Below are 17,349 nucleotides of genomic sequence, written 5' to 3' on the forward strand. Positions count from 1 at the left end.
CTGTATCCCATAAAATACAGTACAGGGTTTTTTGATGAAAGTAGAAGTCTTAAAAGGATAATAGATTTTTTTTAATTGATTTACAAAAAACTTTTATTAACATTAATGGGGGGTATAGCTAAATGAAGGGGTGTTAAAAATGAAAAAAATGACAAAAATAGCTGGGTTGTTTACAGTTACTTTTTTAATTGCCGGCTGTTCAGACTCAGGAGATGAGACAAACTCGCAGGCTGATGATTCTGTGGCAAATGAAGTGGAGGATGCACAAGAAAATGATAGCAGCACTGAAAATAATGCTGAAGATCATGCTGAAAATGATGCCAACACAGAAGAGGAAGAAGGTACATCAGATAATGAAGAAGTTGAGGATGTGGACGCGTCAGAAGAAGCTGGCAAATCCAATGAAGAAGAATCCGAAGCATCTGATGAAAAAGAGAGTGAAGCTGAGATTTACGCAGGAGCACAGATGAATCCGGCTTATTTTATTGATACGAAAGTCATTAATCAACCTGATCATTTATATATTGCATACGCTATTGACCGGGATAGAGAAACGGAAGAAATGGTTGATCCGGAACAGCGCTTAGAAACGTCATTATTCAATAATGACCCTTCAGAGCAGGATATTCTCCGTTCGTATACTGATTTGACACTTGATCGGCCGAACCTTTATGTTGAGTTTAATCAAGAGGGGAATGAGTTATCAGTTACTACTGCGCAAAATGTTTTATTCTATGAAACATTGTTTGGAATCAGTGACTTTTACGGGGTTGAATCCATTACGTTTCTAAATCCGGATGGTGAAGAGAAGATAACCGTAGCTGAAAGAACAGTCGATGATACGATCACTGTTAAAGATGAAAGAAGTGAAACACGAGGCTACTATACAATCTATGACAAGGAGCTAGAAGAAACGCTATTTCTTGCTGGTGGTGAGTTAGAGGAGCAAGTTGTAAATGAAAGCGGTGAGCCACTATCTTTTCCGGAAACAATTGAGAAAATGGGGTCAGTTGAGGCCGATATGTTTTATTCGTCAGCAATTGTTGAAGGCATAGAGGTTGTCGAATCGTCTATTACGAACGGTGTTGCGACAGTGCAATATACGATGGATGAAAATGCGGTGACGGACGCAGACCGAACAGTATTCGAAAATGCTATTCAATTGGCAGCGCTGGATTTTCATGCATGGGAAGTTCAACTGATCAATGACACGCTAAAAGAAAGCCGTACGTATCCACTAATTGGTCAGTAGCATGAACCTGAGAATATCAGCCCATAGTAAAAAACCCCAAAAACTAGAGCAGAAATTAATCTTTTGGGGGTTTTTTATTATTTCTGTTGTAAGGAGTGGATTTGATTAATGAAACATGTAGTAGGGTTGTATATGGTGATGGGAATCATGGTATTTGTTACTTTAACAAGTGAATTTGTTTTTAATAGTAACTATTCAGCTATTGCAAGTTGGTGTATTGTGATGTTATTCCTTTTCGGAACCGTATTTTTTGCAAATGCAAGGTATTACTTATCTGAGAAATAACGTGGTAGATTTATATCCTTTAATTAAAAAAGTTCGTATATTTTTCTTCACTACTTAGCTCCGTTAAAAATGGATTTATGGAAACGACCAAAATGAATGTAATGGGAAATAAGCTTAATAAAATGAATCCTGGAACATCAATGAAAACATCAATCAAAAGCGGTATTAATACGAAAAAGTTTAATAAGGCACTTTTTATTCTTGATCTTTGCGTCTGATACTGCGTTTTACCACAGTAAGGACAGGACATTCCAGGATTAGATGTGAAAGTCTTTTTCAAAGTTTGTTTCCAGGTCCACTGATGATCACATTTTTCACAAGTTGGCATATCATCTTCCTCCTGAGAAACTTATAATTTTTACTTCAAAGCCGAATAGACCCATAATGATGCCGGCCATCAAAAAGAAACGCAATGATACTCTCGTAATAAGGAATAAATGCTTTCTGTTCGATCAGATTTAAGATTTCCTCTTTAGATGTCCATTTAGCTGCCTGAACTTCTTCAGTCTGTAACTTAAAAAATCTCCCTGTCCTGAAAACGATTTTGAACATTCTCTACAATTGTATATTCAGAGATGTAAAATCAATGATTCTATATGACTCCTGAATTTTAATTGATTTGTAGTAAATATTCATAAATGTGCCTAGGACAGGGAGTTTTTCATGATGACCACCTACTAAATTTCCAGTCTGCTTGTTCCAAATTAGAGGATCTATATAGCCAAAGTTTTCTATCGATCTTTTAAGTTTTATGTATTCTCTATCACTTGAAGCTAATTCTATTCTTGGATTATAAACTGCAGGGGAAATGCTTTTTATATTAACGGTCTTTATTTCCATGATTCACCCTCCCATAATATTTATTAAAGATTAAAAGTCTATCTCATAAATAGATGGGGAAAGTACGTCGTTTGCACGTCAAAAGCCAGCTAAATATAATTAGCTGGCTCAATGTAAGATCAAATATCCATATAATTATTAGCTATTTTATTATAGTAATAAAACCAGCTCGATAAACTCCATGCATTAGTTAATACTGCAACCGGACCTACAAATCTAGTTAATATTTTTTTCGCTGTAGCCCAAGAAACTGCTTGCCCCCATGCTATAGAACCAGTACTTCCTACAAGTTCTAGAATTATTCCAACAGTAGTGCCATTTTCCACACTTCGCATTGAATCAACCGCATTAGCATGAGTATTAAATTCAGAAGATGTAGCCAGCGAAGCAGTTCTTGATGCAAGCCCCACATAGTTAGCTGTACCTCTACCAGTACTAAAGTTCTTTGTATAATTTATACCTAAACCAGATATCCTTGACCTGTTACTACTTGTACTCATAGCACTAAATGAATGTTCATTTAGAACTGATGGAGTATCTTCTGTAGTTGTAGGAATAGAGTCAAATTTAATCACTTCTTGGTCAATTATTTGATAATTCTCTAAAGTTGTACTGAAGTGCTGGATCAATTTATCTTCGTCAGTATACACTTTAGTTGTAATCTTAGTTGTGTTTGAATCAATTTCTTCAATTGTTTCTTCATACTTTGTTTTCTGACCATTTTCAATCATTAAGTACTCGAAATATTGATCAGTTTCGATTATAACTTGGATTCCGTTGTCGGGTTCAATTGAAGCAGAAGAAGCGAATGCTTTTGAGGGCATTGAAAAGCTAAGCCCACCCCAAACAAGTACAATACTAAGAATTGTTATTACTGCTTTCTTCATCAAAACTCTCCTTTATATATGTAATATTTACTACATCATCACTATAACAAACTATTTTTGTCTTTTATAGGTAAAATAGTAAAAAAAGTAAAATAAACACATTAATCCTAAAATAATGAATATGGTTATTCCTATAAAAAAACTTATATTTACTGAATATAGAATAGTAAGAATCATAAGTGCAATTATATAGATGCCATTTGTTATAAATTTATTTTTTTGCCACGCACCAAGAATTATAGTGAACAAATACGATACACTTGCAAAATAAAAAACCAAATCGAATTCATATTCACCATTAAAAATAACTATTAAATATAACGCTAACAACAAAATAATTTTTATTATTTTTCCCATACTTTCCCTCCTATGTATTTTAGTATGATATAAAAATAACCATATTTATATAGAACTTTTAGATTAGTTTTAATGCTTTAGTTTTGGCTCTATCCACATATTGTTGAACTGTCCTTCTTTTAATACCTAGCGCTTTAGCAATATTGGAATGAAAAACTCAGAGTGAATATTTAAATAGAAGAAAGGCAGCTGATTTAAAAGGCTGTTTTTTAATAGAAATACGCACTAGCGTTGCACGGCTTCAAACAGCTGCTAGTTGAGGGATAAATGGAAAACCGTGACCCTGTGTTGAACACAACTTCCACACAATTTAATTCATTTATATAAGTCAACGAAATTGTGTGGAAGTTGTCTCTGACACAGGGAACGCTTTAATTTAATTTATTTTTAGAGAGAGGGGAGTCAGATAAATTGAAAGCTACCTTCATCATTTCATTAGCCCCACTCTTATTCCTCGCAAGCTGCTCTGCAACTAATCAGCAGGGCCTGAATGAAGCACTTTAAAAGAAAGCTTAGTTAAAGTTTAATATTGTTTTTTACTATGATTAAAAGGACTTCTATATATGTGGAAGTCCTTTTTGTCTTTATTGATGGCTTCTTCAACTAATACATCACATTAACATTATAACTTTAGCTTTAAGCCTTCATGCGTTGCTTCGAATCCTATCTGTTCATAAAATCTTAACGCATCTGCTCTTTTTTTATCAGTTGTTAGTTGTACTAAATGACAGCCACGCTCTTTTGCCCGATTAATTGCCCATTTATTCAGTTCAGTACCTACACCTTTACCTCTTACTGAAGCTGACGTTCTCACCCCTTCGATGGTAGCTCTCCAACCACCCTGGTGCGTTATGTATGGTGTGAAAGTAATTTGTTGTACCCCTATCACTTTATTGCCGTCACAAGCCACTATTAACTCGTTATTAGGATCAGATGTTATCGCCTCAAATGCTTTTATGTAACTACTTGGAAGCGGGTGCTCATAACGCTCACGTTTACTTCCTAAAACATCATCAGCGAGCATGGCAACAATACGATCTAAATCTTTTTCGGTAGCTATTCTGAATTTTATTTTTGTATCCAATACAATTCCCCCTCTTATTATTAAAAACTTCCTTTTAATTTGTCAGTAATAACACTGACCCTTTCTTTATTCACAAACAAGTATTTCCCTTGAAAACGCAGAAGCTTTTCCTTTTTTAGCGATGCAGCGGTCTTTGACGGTGAAGCCTGCCTGCGTGATCATGTGATCGATGTTTTCGATGGTGACCACCACGAGTTTTTTGGTAAAGTGACGTGCGTTTTTAAGGATGGCGAGCTGATCTTCAGGTGTTGCGTTGGTGTACAGGTTATATGGCAGGTCGATGATAGTGGCATCGTAATTTTCCTGAACGTCAGCGATGGCACCGAGTGTGACGTTACCTGTAAGACCAAAATGTTTAATGTTTTCACGGGAACCCTTTACGACTAACGGGTTAATGTCACGACCGTCGATGTTGATGCCCATTGAGAGTGCTTCAACGAGGACAGTGCCTATGCCGCAGCATGGGTCAATTGCTCTTTTTCCTGCAGGTTCCGGGAGAGCGATATTCGCGATTGCCCGCGCTGTTCGTGTATTAAGAGCGGTTGAGTATTCACGGGGTTTTTTGATATGTCTCAGCCAGACAGATTCAACTTTCGTGTAAATACCGAGATACCAATGGTCTTCATATGGGACTAAACCGAATATGATGTCTGGGTCGCGCAGGTCAAGCTGTCCGGTGATGTGCATACCGGTAGCACGTTCGATTTGTCTCTTTTCATCATATTCCACCTTGCCTGGACCGGTTTGATCATTGATCTTCACAAAGAGTACTTTGAACGTGTCATCCTTCAGATCAATGAGGTGTAATTGGCTGTATAAGTCCTGAAGGTCATTCCCTTCAAAAAGAACTTCAATATGTTCCTTAATAAACGGACTTCTGCCTGGATCGATATTGACATCAGTTTTAAGAATTTTCCCTTTTGTATATGTGCCGAAAAGTGCACGCATTTCCATCTGACAAAGCGGTGCGTCTTCACTGTTATAGGCGAATGTGTATATGGATTGATTTGTTTGTGGGCGTTGTTCCAACAGAATATCCAACTTTCTTAATCGCATATTTTATGTATTTAGTATAGCAGTTGATCAGTGAGGAGTAGTTACCTAAAAGAAATTCGTGACCTCTTGGAACTTCCCCTGTCCTGAAAACGATATTGAACATTGACTACAAATGTATATTCAGAACTATCAAACCAATGATCCTATATGACTCCTGAATTTTAATTGATTGTTAGTAAATGTTCATAAGTGCGTCTAGAACAGGGAGTTTTTCACTGATGGGAGAGGGAACACTGGAGAGAGTGATGATAAGTTATATAGGGTTTCACTTTCTGGATCGGATTAAACTTTAATCTATTTTAGACGTAGAATTTTTTCATTATGAAATGCCGATAAAAAGATCAAATTTTCATTTAAGGTGATTACAAATACATTAAAAGACGCTCAGTAGTTTGAGCGGTTTTTGACCTATTAAACTTAAACAAACGGTATGATAAGTACAGCGTTTCACCACAGCAGGGACAGGACATTCCAGGATTAAAAGTGAAAGTCTTTTTCAAAGTTTGTTTCCAGGTCCACTGATGATCACATTTTTCACAAGTTGGCATATCATCTTCCTCCTGAGAAACTTATAATTTTTACTTCAAAGCCGAATAGACCCATAATGATGCCGGCCATCAAAAAGAAACGCAATGATACTCTCGTAATAAGGGATAAATGCTTTCTGTTCGATCAGCTTTAAGATTTCCTCTTTAGATGCCCATTTAGCTGCCTGAACTTCTTCAGTCTGTAACTTCAGTTCACTCAGATCGAAGTCATATTCGATCAAATAATAATCATCAAATCCACGTTCAAAGTTAATCGTAAATTGAGGACGAATACCATCAAAGTTATAAGTAATCCCCAACTCCTCGAATAACTCTCTCGAAGCAGCCTGCTGACTTGTATCGCCCGCAACTGCACTACCGCCGCAAGTGATATCCCAAAGGTTTGACCATCCCTTTTTAAAAGGCTGACGCTGCTGAATGAGCATCTCACCTTTTGAATTAAATATGCATACGTGTACAACTACATGAAATTCATCAGGTGCCATATCATCTCCACGCGTGATTTGTTTCTCTATTTTATTACGATGCTGATTATATAAATCCCACTTTTCCATTGCGAGGCTCCTTTGGAAGACATTTTTCAGACTGGTTATTTAAGTGATTCCAAAATCTCTTTAATTTGTTCAATATGACGATTTTCATGTTCTGCTATAAGTGTGAAGACGCTCGTTGCAGGAATGTCACCAAACCTTGGATGGGAGACGATATACTGTTCTATATCTTCATGTTCTGCTAGAAAAATTTGTGTTTTGTTTCTGGAATGTTGAAGTATTGACAGACATTCATCAGAGTTTCTTCGGATCGCAGGGGGATCCTGTGGTGCTTTCATTTTTACTGACCTGTCTCTCACTATAGAAAAGTCTTTCACATCAGAACGCCCGATTCTTCGTTGACGAATAGCATGGTCCACTAATTTGAGAAAGTTCACCTCTGCCACAGCAAGGTGCTCAACCACTTGGGCAACAGTCCACCCTCCTGAAGGTGCAGCGGTATTTAATTCCTCTTCATTTAAACTTTTAATCAGATCAATCAGTTCATTTCTCGTCTCTAACATCTGATGATTCAATGTAAGCACTCCTGTCAATTGAATTGATTTGATCATATTGTCTATAGAGAACTTTTCTTGGAATAAGGGGAAGTTAAATTAATCCTTTAAAACCGATGAAAATTCATGAAAAGCGCTTAGCACGTCATCACCTAATGGATGAGCATATACTTGAGTCTTCAAAGGTAATACCCCATCTTTTTCAAGTTGTTGCAGATATCTTTGAAATTCTATATTAATCACTTCCATATAATTTTTTAACTTGAATTGGTATTTAAATACATCATCTGGATAAAAGCTTACATGTTCAATCAAAAGATCTATACCATCACTGGAAAATATATAATAATCAGAATTACCGTGACAATCCAATTCCGCCTTATTAAATTCTCTCTGATATAGAGAAGAAAGTGTTGATAAAAAATGTGGAATAGCTATAAAGCCCAGTCCTGATTTGAAACTGAATAGCTGTGTGTTATTTGAAACATCAAATCGAATGTCTCCACCAAGGAAATCGATACTAATAAAACATTTATAATTAGAGTCCAGAAGATACACCTCCATTAACGTCTATTCTGAAAATAATCTACTTTGATTTGAACATGAAATTCCTTTTCTGCCAAAGAAAATGTGTCTCTCGTTAAAGCCAGGCCACCCTGTATATTATGACTAGGATTCTGGATATTCGAACATCATAGAGCCCATCTCTAAACCAAGCGGAATCGAAGCCCATGTAATAAGAATTGAGATCACCAAAAAGATCACAGGTTTTTTACTTTTAAAAACAAACAGTCCGAGAAGAAATCCCAGAAACCAAATAGGTAAAATTGCAAAAAACTCCGGCGCCACCCATTTCTCATCAGTGTAGTTCTCTGCTATACCACCTCCAGCGAAAAAAGTAGCAATAAACGTAGCCAACAATCCACTGAAGATGGTATTCAGTACATATAGTATCTTAACTATTTTCACAAGAAACCCTCCTGAATTGGTCACAGTTTTTTTGAAATGGTCAGTTTTACAGTTCATAAGAGTAGATAATTTAAGGGTATCATACGCACTTATAATTAGAAATAAATTCCTTATACCTGTCAGTTCGGCAACAAGAGATTCGATCGTAATTTCCAAATTCTGATTGTCTATTCATACAGCTTGAATTATGATGAAGTGAGAATAACGAATCAGGGAGATGACGGGATGAATTCAGTTTCATTAAAAGAGAGAATACATACACTGGATATTATCAGGGGGTTTGCACTGTTTGGGATTTTGATTGCGAATATGATTACATTTAAGACGCCTGTTTTTACTGATGTCAGTGGAATTGTGGAAGGAAGCAGTCTGCCTGAGGGGGGAATGAATGCTACTTTGACGCTATTAACAGCTATTTTTGTTGATGGGAAGTTTTACCCGATGTTTTCAATGTTATTTGGTCTTGGGTTTTATATTTTTTACAGCCGATTAATGAAGCGTGGATTGCCGGCTAAGAAGTTATTCAGGCGCCGTCTGGTGTTTTTGCTGCTGTTGGGACTTGTCCATCTCATCTTTATCTGGTCAGGGGATATTTTACATACATATGCGATTACAGGCTTTTTGTTGCCGTTCTTTGTAGAGCGTTCAACAAAGACAATAAAGATCTGGGCGATATCCTTACTTATTTTCGGTCCTTTATTAATGGCTGGACTCATGTTGCTGAGCAGTTTTACGATCCAGTTTATGATTAGTGAGGGGATAGATACATTGGAAAACCTGAATGCTCCTGCCGTTCTTGCTGCTTCAGTCATGGCAGATGGAAGCTTTGGAGAAATTCTGGCGTTCCGGTTTACAAATGAAGTAGTGATAATTTTGTTTCAAGTGCTGTTAGTTGTGCCAACAATTTTACCGTTATTTCTGATTGGTCTTTATTTAGGAAAGACAGGCATGTTCACTGAAATTGAACAAAATATTCAGCGCTGGAAAAAGGTTATGTGGATTGGACTCGCTGTCGGAGCGCCGGTTGTGGGACTGTCAGTTGCAATTGGGTACAATGCATTTGGCTGGGCACCTTATCTGGCAGGCCCGATTGCCGGAGGGTTAAATGCTTTTGGTGGACCGTTCCTGATGCTGTTTTATGTATCAGTCATTGTATTAGTCACAAGAAAATCGTCTGTTGAAAAGATACTGATGCCATTTGCATCAGTTGGCCGGATGGCGCTGACGAATTATCTGATGCAGTCTGTGATTGCAGTGATCATTTTCAACGGTTATGGTTTTGGATTATTCGGTCAGGTATCAAAATCGCAGGGTGTGCTGATAGCGATTGCTATTTACATCGTGCAGGTTGTGTTGAGTCATGTGCTGCTGAAGCGATATAAGCAGGGGCCAATGGAGTATGTATGGAGAAGGTGGACGTATTCAGGTGGGGAGCGGCATTCGAAGGCGGCATAAAACTGCCTATTGCTTTAACTTTGATATATAACTACCGGTATATTTACAGGAAAGGATGATTCAGGTGATGAAAGCCATGTTTTTATCTGGTCCCATCAACTTGGGAATCTTCGTGCTGGCAGGTCAACCGTTTTGGGGACTGATCAGTGCAATGATATTTTTGTTTACAGGTGCTTATTTTAGTAAGCCGCGTTTTAATCAGGAATAAAGAATTGCGAATTGCTGAGCGATCTCCTTCTTTTTCGAATTCACAGATATTAAAAACAAAAGCTCCGGGATAAGTTATTTCCCCGGAGCTTTTACTACTTATTATTTTTGAACACAAAATTTTGAAAAAAGGATATTATTCCTACTAGAAAACAGGAGAAAGTCAATAAGAAAATCTCCAATGAAGAAAGTTCTATGGAAATGAAAAGGATCACAGCTGATAATCCCACTATAAAATATACTGGTATAAATTTTTTTGACAATAGTAGCTCACTCAAATTAATAACTCCTCTAACTCAAGAAATAGATCCTTCACTGATCATAACTAAACTAGTTTACAATCTTAAATCATGCTGCAGAATTACCTCTAAAACACAAACGTTTAATCAACTGTTTGCTTCGATGCAATAGCGCTGACTCTCTTTTTATTATCTTTTTTCTCTATAAATACAGGCAATACATTGATAAAAATAGAAGCCCCTGTCAAAACCCACAATGCCCATTGGAAGTTAACGACTTCCCTGACAGCTGACCAGTCTTCTTTTGCTGCCTGCCCGGCGATAAAGGTGATTTCTGCACACAGTGTGAGTGCTGTAAATGATAAAGCTGCCGCCATCGCAAGCTTATAATCCTTTCCTGCTGAAAATAAATAAATATTAAGCAGTGTTGCTGCGATTGCAATAAATCCTAATATGATCCACATTACGACGCCTCCCTGATTTCTTCAATAACCTTAATTTAGAAAAAATAGTCAATGTTAGTCTATCATACATTTTCATCGTAAAAATGATGACCTTCATTATTAGTGATTTAAAATACTCACTACAAATGCAGGACACGAAAGATATTTAAAAAAAGAGCAACCAAATGGCTGCTCTCTTTTAATACGCTCTTTACTTAAGCCTCAACAGTCACCCGTGTAGACCGGTCGTTATACATATCAACATCTAATTCATTCGTTACCTTACTCGTCAGCACTCCGGCTGTCATACTTCCGCTGACATTAACAGCTGTTCTTCCCATATCAATCAGTGGTTCAATGGAAATTAACAGACCAGCTAAGCCGATCGGAAGATTCAGGGCTGACAGGACAAGAATGGCTGCAAATGTTGCGCCGCCTCCAACGCCTGCAACACCAAATGAACTGATTGCCACAACGGCGATGACCGTTAAGATAAACGTCGGTGTGAGGGGATTGATTCCGACGGTTGGTGCAATCATGATCGCGAGCATGGCAGGATACACACCTGCACAGCCGTTTTGTCCGATTGACAATCCAAATGAACCTGCGAAATTAGCCGTTCCATCTTTTACCCCTAAGTTCTGCTGAGTCCGGATGTTCATTGGCAACGCGCCGGCACTGGTGCGGGTTGTAAACGCAAAAGCGAGAACAGGAAATGCTTTTTTGACAAAAGTAACTGGGTTTAAGCCTGAAATTGTTAGCAGGATCAAATGAATAATAAAGACAATACCCAGTGCTACGTATGAAGCAATCACAAATTTACCGAGATTCACTATGGCATCAAAGTTTGTGGTTGCCACTGTTCTCGCCATGACCGCCAGCACACCATAAGGCGTTAATCTTAAAATTAATGTCACGACGCGCATCACGATCGCATAAAGAGAGTCGACAATCTTAGAAAATAATTCCGCTTGTTCAGGCTGCTTTCTTCTGACACCCAAAAACGCCAGACCAAGAAAAGCTGCGAAAATGACAACTGAAATCGTGGAAGTCGGGCGGGCGCCTGTGAAATCCAGAAAAACATTTGATGGAACTAAAGCAAGGATTTGCTGTGGAAATGTCACGTTTTCCACTGTCCCATACGTTTCTTCCAATGAAGCGGCACGGCCTGTTTCTGCTTCGCCCTGTTCGATTTGAATCGCTTCAAGATTAAAACCAGCCGTTGTAGCAATCCCAACAGCAGCTGCAATGGCAGTTGTTCCAACTAAAATGCCGATAATGAGTGCACTGATTTTTCCGATATTCTTTGTTAAAGTCAGCTTTGTAAAAGCCGCAAGAATTGAAATGAAGACGAGCGGGATGGCGATCATCTGTAAGAGCCTGATGTAAGAACCACCAATTAGATTAAACCAATCAGCTGTAGTTGCAATAACAGTGGACTCAGATGGATAGATCCATTGCAATGCAAAACCTAATACAATTCCGAATGCTAAACCAAGTAAAACCCTTTTTGAAAATGATACGTGCTTCTTCTTAAGCGCGTAAAGAAAAATAATAAGACCAACTAACACAAATAAATTCAAACTAACTAAAAAAATGTCCACACAATTTCCTCCTCTAAATGAATTTTCAACATAAAAAAACTCCCAGTCAGAAAAATAAACTGGAAGAAAAAACATTAATCCAGTCTTATCTATCAAGAAACACTTGCTGGAATTGGCACAGTACTGATGAGTCAGTCTGCTGCCGAGGTGTCATTGGGCCAGTCCCTTAACCTCTCTTGATAAGACGATCTATTGAGTTTATGAAGTATCCCGATAAAAATACTTGGTTTTTATGTTAACGAATCGCAAATGCGCTGTCAATATTTATTTTTTTTGTTAAACAATTCTTTTCTTAACATTTTTCAGGGATCACATGCTGACTCGGATTCGACTGGGACAGTTTGCGCGCCTTTAATAAAATAACGTTTATTAAAAATGAGGGTGGAGGTATCCCAATTATATTCACACATCTGTTCTTATAGAACAAAAATGGGGGTAGTATATGTGAAAATGACATCTATATTTTAATAATTTTGTAGACAATATTTTAGGGAAGAAATGATCTTTAAACGTCATAAACAAAATATTATCAGAATGAAAAACAACAAAAAGATACGGAGTTGTACCTTTTTGCTGTCCCATTTCAGTCTTTGTACCCTCTTAGTCCTCTTCACTCATGTTAAACTCAGACGCAGGTCGAGGTGTGATAGGGTCCAGACATACGATACCGCAGAAACAATTCAAATCGACAGTCAGGCAGATGCCTGTTGCCTGCAGATTTCTGATGCTGTTGCCCGGGAAATAATCGCAGATTTGCGTTCCGTCGCCTGATGGCCCAGGAGTAGATCCGCCCATTGTAATTGGAAGCAGTAGCTCCAGCTGGACGCAGCACTTATCTTTCTCTCTGTCCTTATCTTTATCCACAAACTTTTTCGCGCGGAAGATCGGTGTTTTTACACATCTTAGTGCGGTCATTCCTGATCCGCCGACGGGAGCACTGAAAACGCCGCTTCCGATAAATGGTTCGCAATCCCCTTTACAGTAGAGTGCAAATGGAATCGTAGTAGGTCCATTTCCATTCCCGTTAGCCGCGATCGGTGATAGCAGGTTTCTGATTGCCTGGTCACAGCCTGTTGAACAGCAACCATTCGCATTAGCGCCAGCCACCTCATCCTGAGCTCTTACAATCTCACGAACAATACCACATACACATGAATCTTTTTTTCCGCAACACATTAAAATCTCTCCTTTTCATTATTGTTGTTGCATTAATATGTATATGTAAAAAAGTGACTAAATGCCTGTACAATAGCCTTGCAGAAAGAAATAAACGAGCTGACCTTAGATAAGTCAGGACTTAATGGTGAAGTTAAAAGTTAGTTTTCTCTTAGCATTCAGCTTTTTTTGATAGGCTTCTCACTGAAAACGAAGTAGATATCACAATAAATAAGGAAGCTTATTTATTCCATATTTTATAATTTAATTTGATTATTCAAACAAATCCGTTATACTAAAAACCATACATACCGACCGGTTAGTTAGTAAGGTCAAAAGGGGATGGAAAGATGAATTTTTCGTATTCTGCCGAGGTAAAAGATCTTGAGAAAAAGCTCAACAGATTTATGGAGGAGCACGTGTATCCGAATGAAGCGTTGTATGAGCGTCAGGTAAATGAAGGGGAGAGCCGCTGGAGTACAGTGCCGCCAATCATGGAAGAGCTGAAGGAGAAAGCAAAGGCTGAGGGACTTTGGAATTTGTTTTTGCCGGAGAGTGAATACGGAGCTGGGCTCAGTAACGTAGAGTACGCGCCGCTTTGTGAAATCATGGGGCGTTCGATGATTGGTCCTGAGGTGTTTAATTGTAATGCACCGGATACGGGAAACATGGAAGTGTTGGTGCGTTACGGGACAGAGGAGCAGAAGGATAAGTGGCTTAAGCCGCTGCTTGCAGGTGAGATCCGATCGTGCTTTTCGATGACAGAGCCTGATGTGGCTTCATCTGACGCGACAAATATTGAAGCGCGGATTGAGCGGGATGGTAATGAGTATGTGATTAACGGACGGAAATGGTGGTCTTCGGGTGCCGGGGATCCACGCTGTCAGATTGGCATTGTGATGGGAAAGACGGATCCTGGTGCTGATAAGTATGAGCAGCAGTCGATGATTCTTGTGCCGCTTGATACGCAGGGTGTGACGATTGAGCGGATGCTGCCTGTGTTTGGTTATGATCATGCGCCGCATGGTCACGGGGAGATTACGTTTGAAAATGTCAGGGTGCCGGCAGAGAATATGATTTTAGGTGAAGGAAAAGGGTTTGCGATTGCGCAAGGAAGACTTGGACCAGGCAGGATTCATCATTGCATGAGACTAATCGGGGCAGCGGAACGTGCGCTTGAGGAATTATGTAAGCGCGTCGTGGATCGTCATGCGTTTGGCAAACCGCTTGCAAGCCAGGGCGTGATCCGTGAGTGGATTGCTGATTCGCGGATTGAGATTGAACAGGCGAGACTGCTGACATTAAAGGCTGCTTATATGATGGACACAGTTGGCAACAAGGTGGCAAAAGCAGAGATTGCGATGATCAAAGTCGTGGCGCCTTCAATGGCACTGAAAGTCATTGACCGGGCGATTCAGGCGCTTGGGGCAGCGGGTGTGTCAGAGGATTTTCCGCTTGCAGCGCATTGGGCGAGTGCAAGAACACTCCGGCTCGCAGATGGACCGGATGAGGTGCACCGCGCACAGATTGGCAGACTTGAGCTGAAAAAATATCAGGGGAACGGGAGGAATTAAAAATGAAGGTAATGGAATTGTTTGATCTGACAGGGAAGACAGCGCTAGTGACAGGTGGCGGCCGCGGACTGGGTGAGCAGATCGCTGAAGGGTTTGCTGAAGCTGGAGCGAATGTGGTCATTTGTTCGAGAAAGCTTGAGGCGTGTCAGGAAGTTGCTGACCGTTTAGCAAAGCTTGGGGTCAAAACACTTGCGCTGCAGTGTGATATCTCGAACCCGGCTGATGCGGAGCGGGTAGTGAATGAGACGGTAGAACAATTTGGTTCAATTGATATTTTAGTGAATAACAGCGGGGCAACATGGGGCGCGCGTGCGGAAGAGATGCCGCTTGAAGCGTGGAAAAAGGTAATGGACGTGAATGTAACGGGCACATTTTTAATGAGCCAGGCAGCAGGGAGAAAAATGATTGAGCAACAGTCAGGGAAGATCATTAACATTGCATCTGTTGCAGGCCTTGGCGGTACGGATCCGAGAGTGATGGATACGATCGGCTACAACACAAGTAAGGGTGCGGTCATTACAATGACAAAGGACCTCGCTGTGAAATGGGGCAGGCACAATATCAACGTCAATGCGATTGCACCGGGCTTTTTCCCGACGAAGATGTCAAAAGCGATCATTGATCAGGGGAAGGACCCGATCATGGAAGTGACACCGATGAAGCGTTTCGGGTCAGATGATGATCTGAAGGGAGCAGCGTTATTCCTTGCTTCAAAAGCATCTGCTTACGTGACAGGGGATGTAATTATTGTCGATGGCGGCACGCATGCAATGTAGGGGCATATGATATAATTTTACCCATACTTTTAAAAACAGAGGCGTGAAGACAGTGAAGGAAAAAATTACAGAACAAAGCATACGATTATTTGAGAAAAAGGGTTTCAGTGAAACGTCCATTCAGGATATTGTAGACGCAAATGGCGTGACGAAGGGGACGTTTTACTATTACTTCTCGAGTAAAGAACAATTGCTGATGGATATTCAGCTGCGCTATATCAATGATCTGCTTGATCAGCAGGAGAAGATCATGAGTGATGAAGCGAAAAACTGTAAAACAAAGCTCTATGACATGGTGCATATGCTGATCAGCAATATTAAAACGCAGGGTGCCAGTGCAAAAGTGTTTTTCAGGGAAATGCGGAACCTGAATGAAGAAAGACTTGCTGAGATTATTCCAAAGCGCGACCAGTTCAGACTAACGATTGAAGAGCTGATCAAAGAAGGCATTGAAAAAGGTGAGTTCCGTTCAGACCTGAATGCGTCAATCGCAACATTCGGCGTACTCGGCATGGCCAACTGGAGCTACCAGTGGTACAACCCTGAAGGTGATCAGTCTGAGGAAGAAGTAGCGCGTTTATTTACAGATATGATTTTAAAAGGAATTGAGCTGTAGGAGAGAGATCTCTCCTTTTTTACTACAGAAAACATACCAACCGGTCAGTACAAAGGAGGAAGCAACATGAGCGAAGTGAAAAATGTAACGGTGATTGGATCAGGAAGCATGGGACATCAGATTGGCATGCTGTGTGCGCTTGGCGGGTACGAAACAGTCATTCAGGATATTAACGAAAAAGCACTGCAGGACGCAGAATCAAAACTTCATGCTATTATGGACCGCTGGGTATCAAAAGAGAAAATTTCTGAGGATGATAAAATGAAAGCGTTTCAACGTCTACGTTTTTCTCAGGAAATAGAAGAAGCCGTGAAGCAGGCAGACCTTGTCATTGAAGCAGTGACAGAAAAGCTCGTTGTAAAAAGAGAAGTCTTTAGAAAGCTTGAAGCCTATGCGTCTCCTCACACAGTTTTTGCGACAAACAGCTCAACGATCGTTAACAGCCTGATTGCAGACGTAACCGGGCGTCCGGATAAAGTCGTCAATATGCACTTCTTTTTCCCACCGCTTGTGATGGACCTGGTTGAGGTCGTGAAAAGCGATAAGACGAGTGATGAAACGGCTGCACTTGCGATGGAGGTGTGCCAAGAGATCAACCGGACGGGCGTGCTGTTAGAAAAAGAGATCTCAGGATTTGTCGCAAACCGCATTTTAGGCGCGCTGCAAAAAGAAGCGGTCGCACTGTATGAACAGGGCATCGCAGATTTTAAAGACATTGATCTGATCTGTAAAAAAGCACTGAACCACCCGATCGGACCGCTTGAATTGATGGATCTCTCAGGACTTGATGTCGCGCAGTTTGTTATGGAGCAGCGCTATCAGGAGACGGGTGATCCGACAGACAAACCTTTTGCGTGCATACTTGAAAAAGTAGAAAAAGGTGAGCTTGGCCGGAAGACAGGTAAGGGCTTCTATGACTATTCCAAAAAAGCAGTGACTAAATAAAAGGGGTGCAGG

The 17,349-nt window shown here is 39.8% G+C and carries 20 protein-coding genes and 1 riboswitch; of the genes, 7 read left to right on the plus strand and 13 right to left on the minus strand.

The window, feature by feature from the left end:
• The first annotated feature begins 139 nt into the window (after nucleotides 1-139).
• Nucleotides 140-1,252 carry a hypothetical protein gene (locus DH10bf12_RS08150; RefSeq protein ID WP_471737994.1) on the plus strand — a complete coding sequence of 371 codons (1,113 nt, stop codon included), beginning with the start codon at nucleotides 140-142 and terminating at the stop codon, nucleotides 1,250-1,252.
• 304 nt (nucleotides 1,253-1,556) lie between these two features.
• Here the strand turns inward: DH10bf12_RS08150 and DH10bf12_RS08155 are convergent, their stop codons facing one another.
• The 10 genes from DH10bf12_RS08155 to DH10bf12_RS08200 form a co-directional block, all read right to left on the minus strand.
• The gene (locus DH10bf12_RS08155; RefSeq protein ID WP_471737995.1) at nucleotides 1,557-1,865 is read right to left on the minus strand and encodes a TIGR04104 family putative zinc finger protein; all 309 of its coding nucleotides are present in this window, start codon (nucleotides 1,863-1,865) and stop codon (nucleotides 1,557-1,559) included.
• A 227-nt stretch (nucleotides 1,866-2,092) separates the two neighbouring features.
• Nucleotides 2,093-2,377: a ParB N-terminal domain-containing protein gene (locus DH10bf12_RS08160; protein ID WP_471737996.1), complete on the minus strand. Its 285-nt coding sequence runs from the start codon at nucleotides 2,375-2,377 to the stop codon at nucleotides 2,093-2,095.
• A 119-nt stretch (nucleotides 2,378-2,496) separates the two neighbouring features.
• On the minus strand, nucleotides 2,497-3,264 hold the full coding sequence (locus tag DH10bf12_RS08165) for a hypothetical protein (RefSeq protein WP_471737997.1): 768 nt from the start codon (nucleotides 3,262-3,264) through the stop codon (nucleotides 2,497-2,499).
• Between the two features lie 415 nt (nucleotides 3,265-3,679).
• Nucleotides 3,680-3,763: a hypothetical protein gene (locus tag DH10bf12_RS08170; RefSeq protein WP_471738212.1), complete on the minus strand. Its 84-nt coding sequence runs from the start codon at nucleotides 3,761-3,763 to the stop codon at nucleotides 3,680-3,682.
• 480 nt (nucleotides 3,764-4,243) lie between these two features.
• Nucleotides 4,244-4,705, minus strand: coding sequence for a GNAT family N-acetyltransferase (locus DH10bf12_RS08175; protein WP_471737998.1), 462 nt, complete (start codon nucleotides 4,703-4,705; stop codon nucleotides 4,244-4,246).
• 66 nt (nucleotides 4,706-4,771) lie between these two features.
• Nucleotides 4,772-5,734: a TRM11 family SAM-dependent methyltransferase gene (locus DH10bf12_RS08180; RefSeq protein ID WP_471737999.1), complete on the minus strand. Its 963-nt coding sequence runs from the start codon at nucleotides 5,732-5,734 to the stop codon at nucleotides 4,772-4,774.
• 610 nt (nucleotides 5,735-6,344) lie between these two features.
• A complete protein-coding gene (locus tag DH10bf12_RS08185) occupies nucleotides 6,345-6,863 on the minus strand; it encodes an NUDIX hydrolase (RefSeq protein ID WP_471738000.1) in 519 nt (172 codons plus the stop codon).
• Between the two features lie 35 nt (nucleotides 6,864-6,898).
• Nucleotides 6,899-7,375 (minus strand): DinB family protein, encoded by a 477-nt coding sequence (locus tag DH10bf12_RS08190; protein ID WP_471738001.1) that lies wholly within the window; start codon nucleotides 7,373-7,375, stop codon nucleotides 6,899-6,901.
• A gap of 78 nt (nucleotides 7,376-7,453) precedes the next feature.
• Nucleotides 7,454-7,918, minus strand: coding sequence for a hypothetical protein (locus DH10bf12_RS08195; RefSeq protein WP_471738002.1), 465 nt, complete (start codon nucleotides 7,916-7,918; stop codon nucleotides 7,454-7,456).
• Between the two features lie 105 nt (nucleotides 7,919-8,023).
• Nucleotides 8,024-8,323 (minus strand): hypothetical protein, encoded by a 300-nt coding sequence (locus DH10bf12_RS08200; protein ID WP_471738003.1) that lies wholly within the window; start codon nucleotides 8,321-8,323, stop codon nucleotides 8,024-8,026.
• Between the two features lie 225 nt (nucleotides 8,324-8,548).
• Here DH10bf12_RS08200 and DH10bf12_RS08205 point away from each other — a divergent pair, with 225 nt between their 5' ends.
• Nucleotides 8,549-9,778 (plus strand): DUF418 domain-containing protein, encoded by a 1,230-nt coding sequence (locus DH10bf12_RS08205; protein ID WP_471738004.1) that lies wholly within the window; start codon nucleotides 8,549-8,551, stop codon nucleotides 9,776-9,778.
• Between the two features lie 67 nt (nucleotides 9,779-9,845).
• Complete coding sequence (locus DH10bf12_RS08210; RefSeq protein ID WP_471738005.1) at nucleotides 9,846-9,986, plus strand: hypothetical protein; 141 nt, start codon at nucleotides 9,846-9,848, stop codon at nucleotides 9,984-9,986.
• 381 nt (nucleotides 9,987-10,367) lie between these two features.
• Here the strand turns inward: DH10bf12_RS08210 and DH10bf12_RS08215 are convergent, their stop codons facing one another.
• The 3 genes from DH10bf12_RS08215 to DH10bf12_RS08225 all read right to left on the minus strand — a co-directional run bounded on the left by DH10bf12_RS08215 (nucleotide 10,368) and on the right by DH10bf12_RS08225 (nucleotide 13,447).
• Nucleotides 10,368-10,688 (minus strand): hypothetical protein, encoded by a 321-nt coding sequence (locus DH10bf12_RS08215; RefSeq protein WP_471738006.1) that lies wholly within the window; start codon nucleotides 10,686-10,688, stop codon nucleotides 10,368-10,370.
• Between the two features lie 194 nt (nucleotides 10,689-10,882).
• A complete protein-coding gene (locus DH10bf12_RS08220; RefSeq protein WP_471738007.1) occupies nucleotides 10,883-12,271 on the minus strand; it encodes an L-cystine transporter in 1,389 nt (462 codons plus the stop codon).
• A gap of 82 nt (nucleotides 12,272-12,353) precedes the next feature.
• A riboswitch (SAM riboswitch) is annotated at nucleotides 12,354-12,457 on the minus strand.
• 414 nt (nucleotides 12,458-12,871) lie between these two features.
• On the minus strand, nucleotides 12,872-13,447 hold the full coding sequence (locus tag DH10bf12_RS08225; RefSeq protein WP_471738008.1) for a CotY/CotZ family spore coat protein: 576 nt from the start codon (nucleotides 13,445-13,447) through the stop codon (nucleotides 12,872-12,874).
• A 329-nt stretch (nucleotides 13,448-13,776) separates the two neighbouring features.
• On the opposite strand from DH10bf12_RS08225, the gene DH10bf12_RS08230 reads away from it, so the two are divergent.
• From DH10bf12_RS08230 to DH10bf12_RS08245, 4 genes are all read left to right on the plus strand, one after another.
• Nucleotides 13,777-15,000 (plus strand): acyl-CoA dehydrogenase, encoded by a 1,224-nt coding sequence (locus DH10bf12_RS08230; RefSeq protein WP_471738009.1) that lies wholly within the window; start codon nucleotides 13,777-13,779, stop codon nucleotides 14,998-15,000.
• Nucleotides 15,001-15,002: 2 nt separating this feature from the next.
• Nucleotides 15,003-15,776, plus strand: a complete 774-nt coding sequence (locus DH10bf12_RS08235; protein ID WP_471738010.1) for an SDR family oxidoreductase — start codon at nucleotides 15,003-15,005, stop codon at nucleotides 15,774-15,776.
• A gap of 52 nt (nucleotides 15,777-15,828) precedes the next feature.
• Nucleotides 15,829-16,392 carry a TetR/AcrR family transcriptional regulator gene (locus DH10bf12_RS08240; protein WP_471738011.1) on the plus strand — a complete coding sequence of 188 codons (564 nt, stop codon included), beginning with the start codon at nucleotides 15,829-15,831 and terminating at the stop codon, nucleotides 16,390-16,392.
• Nucleotides 16,393-16,458: 66 nt separating this feature from the next.
• The gene (locus DH10bf12_RS08245; RefSeq protein ID WP_471738012.1) at nucleotides 16,459-17,337 is read left to right on the plus strand and encodes a 3-hydroxyacyl-CoA dehydrogenase family protein; all 879 of its coding nucleotides are present in this window, start codon (nucleotides 16,459-16,461) and stop codon (nucleotides 17,335-17,337) included.
• Nucleotides 17,338-17,349: the final 12 nt, after the last annotated feature.

The organism is Jeotgalibacillus sp. 10bf12 (assembly GCF_055597105.1).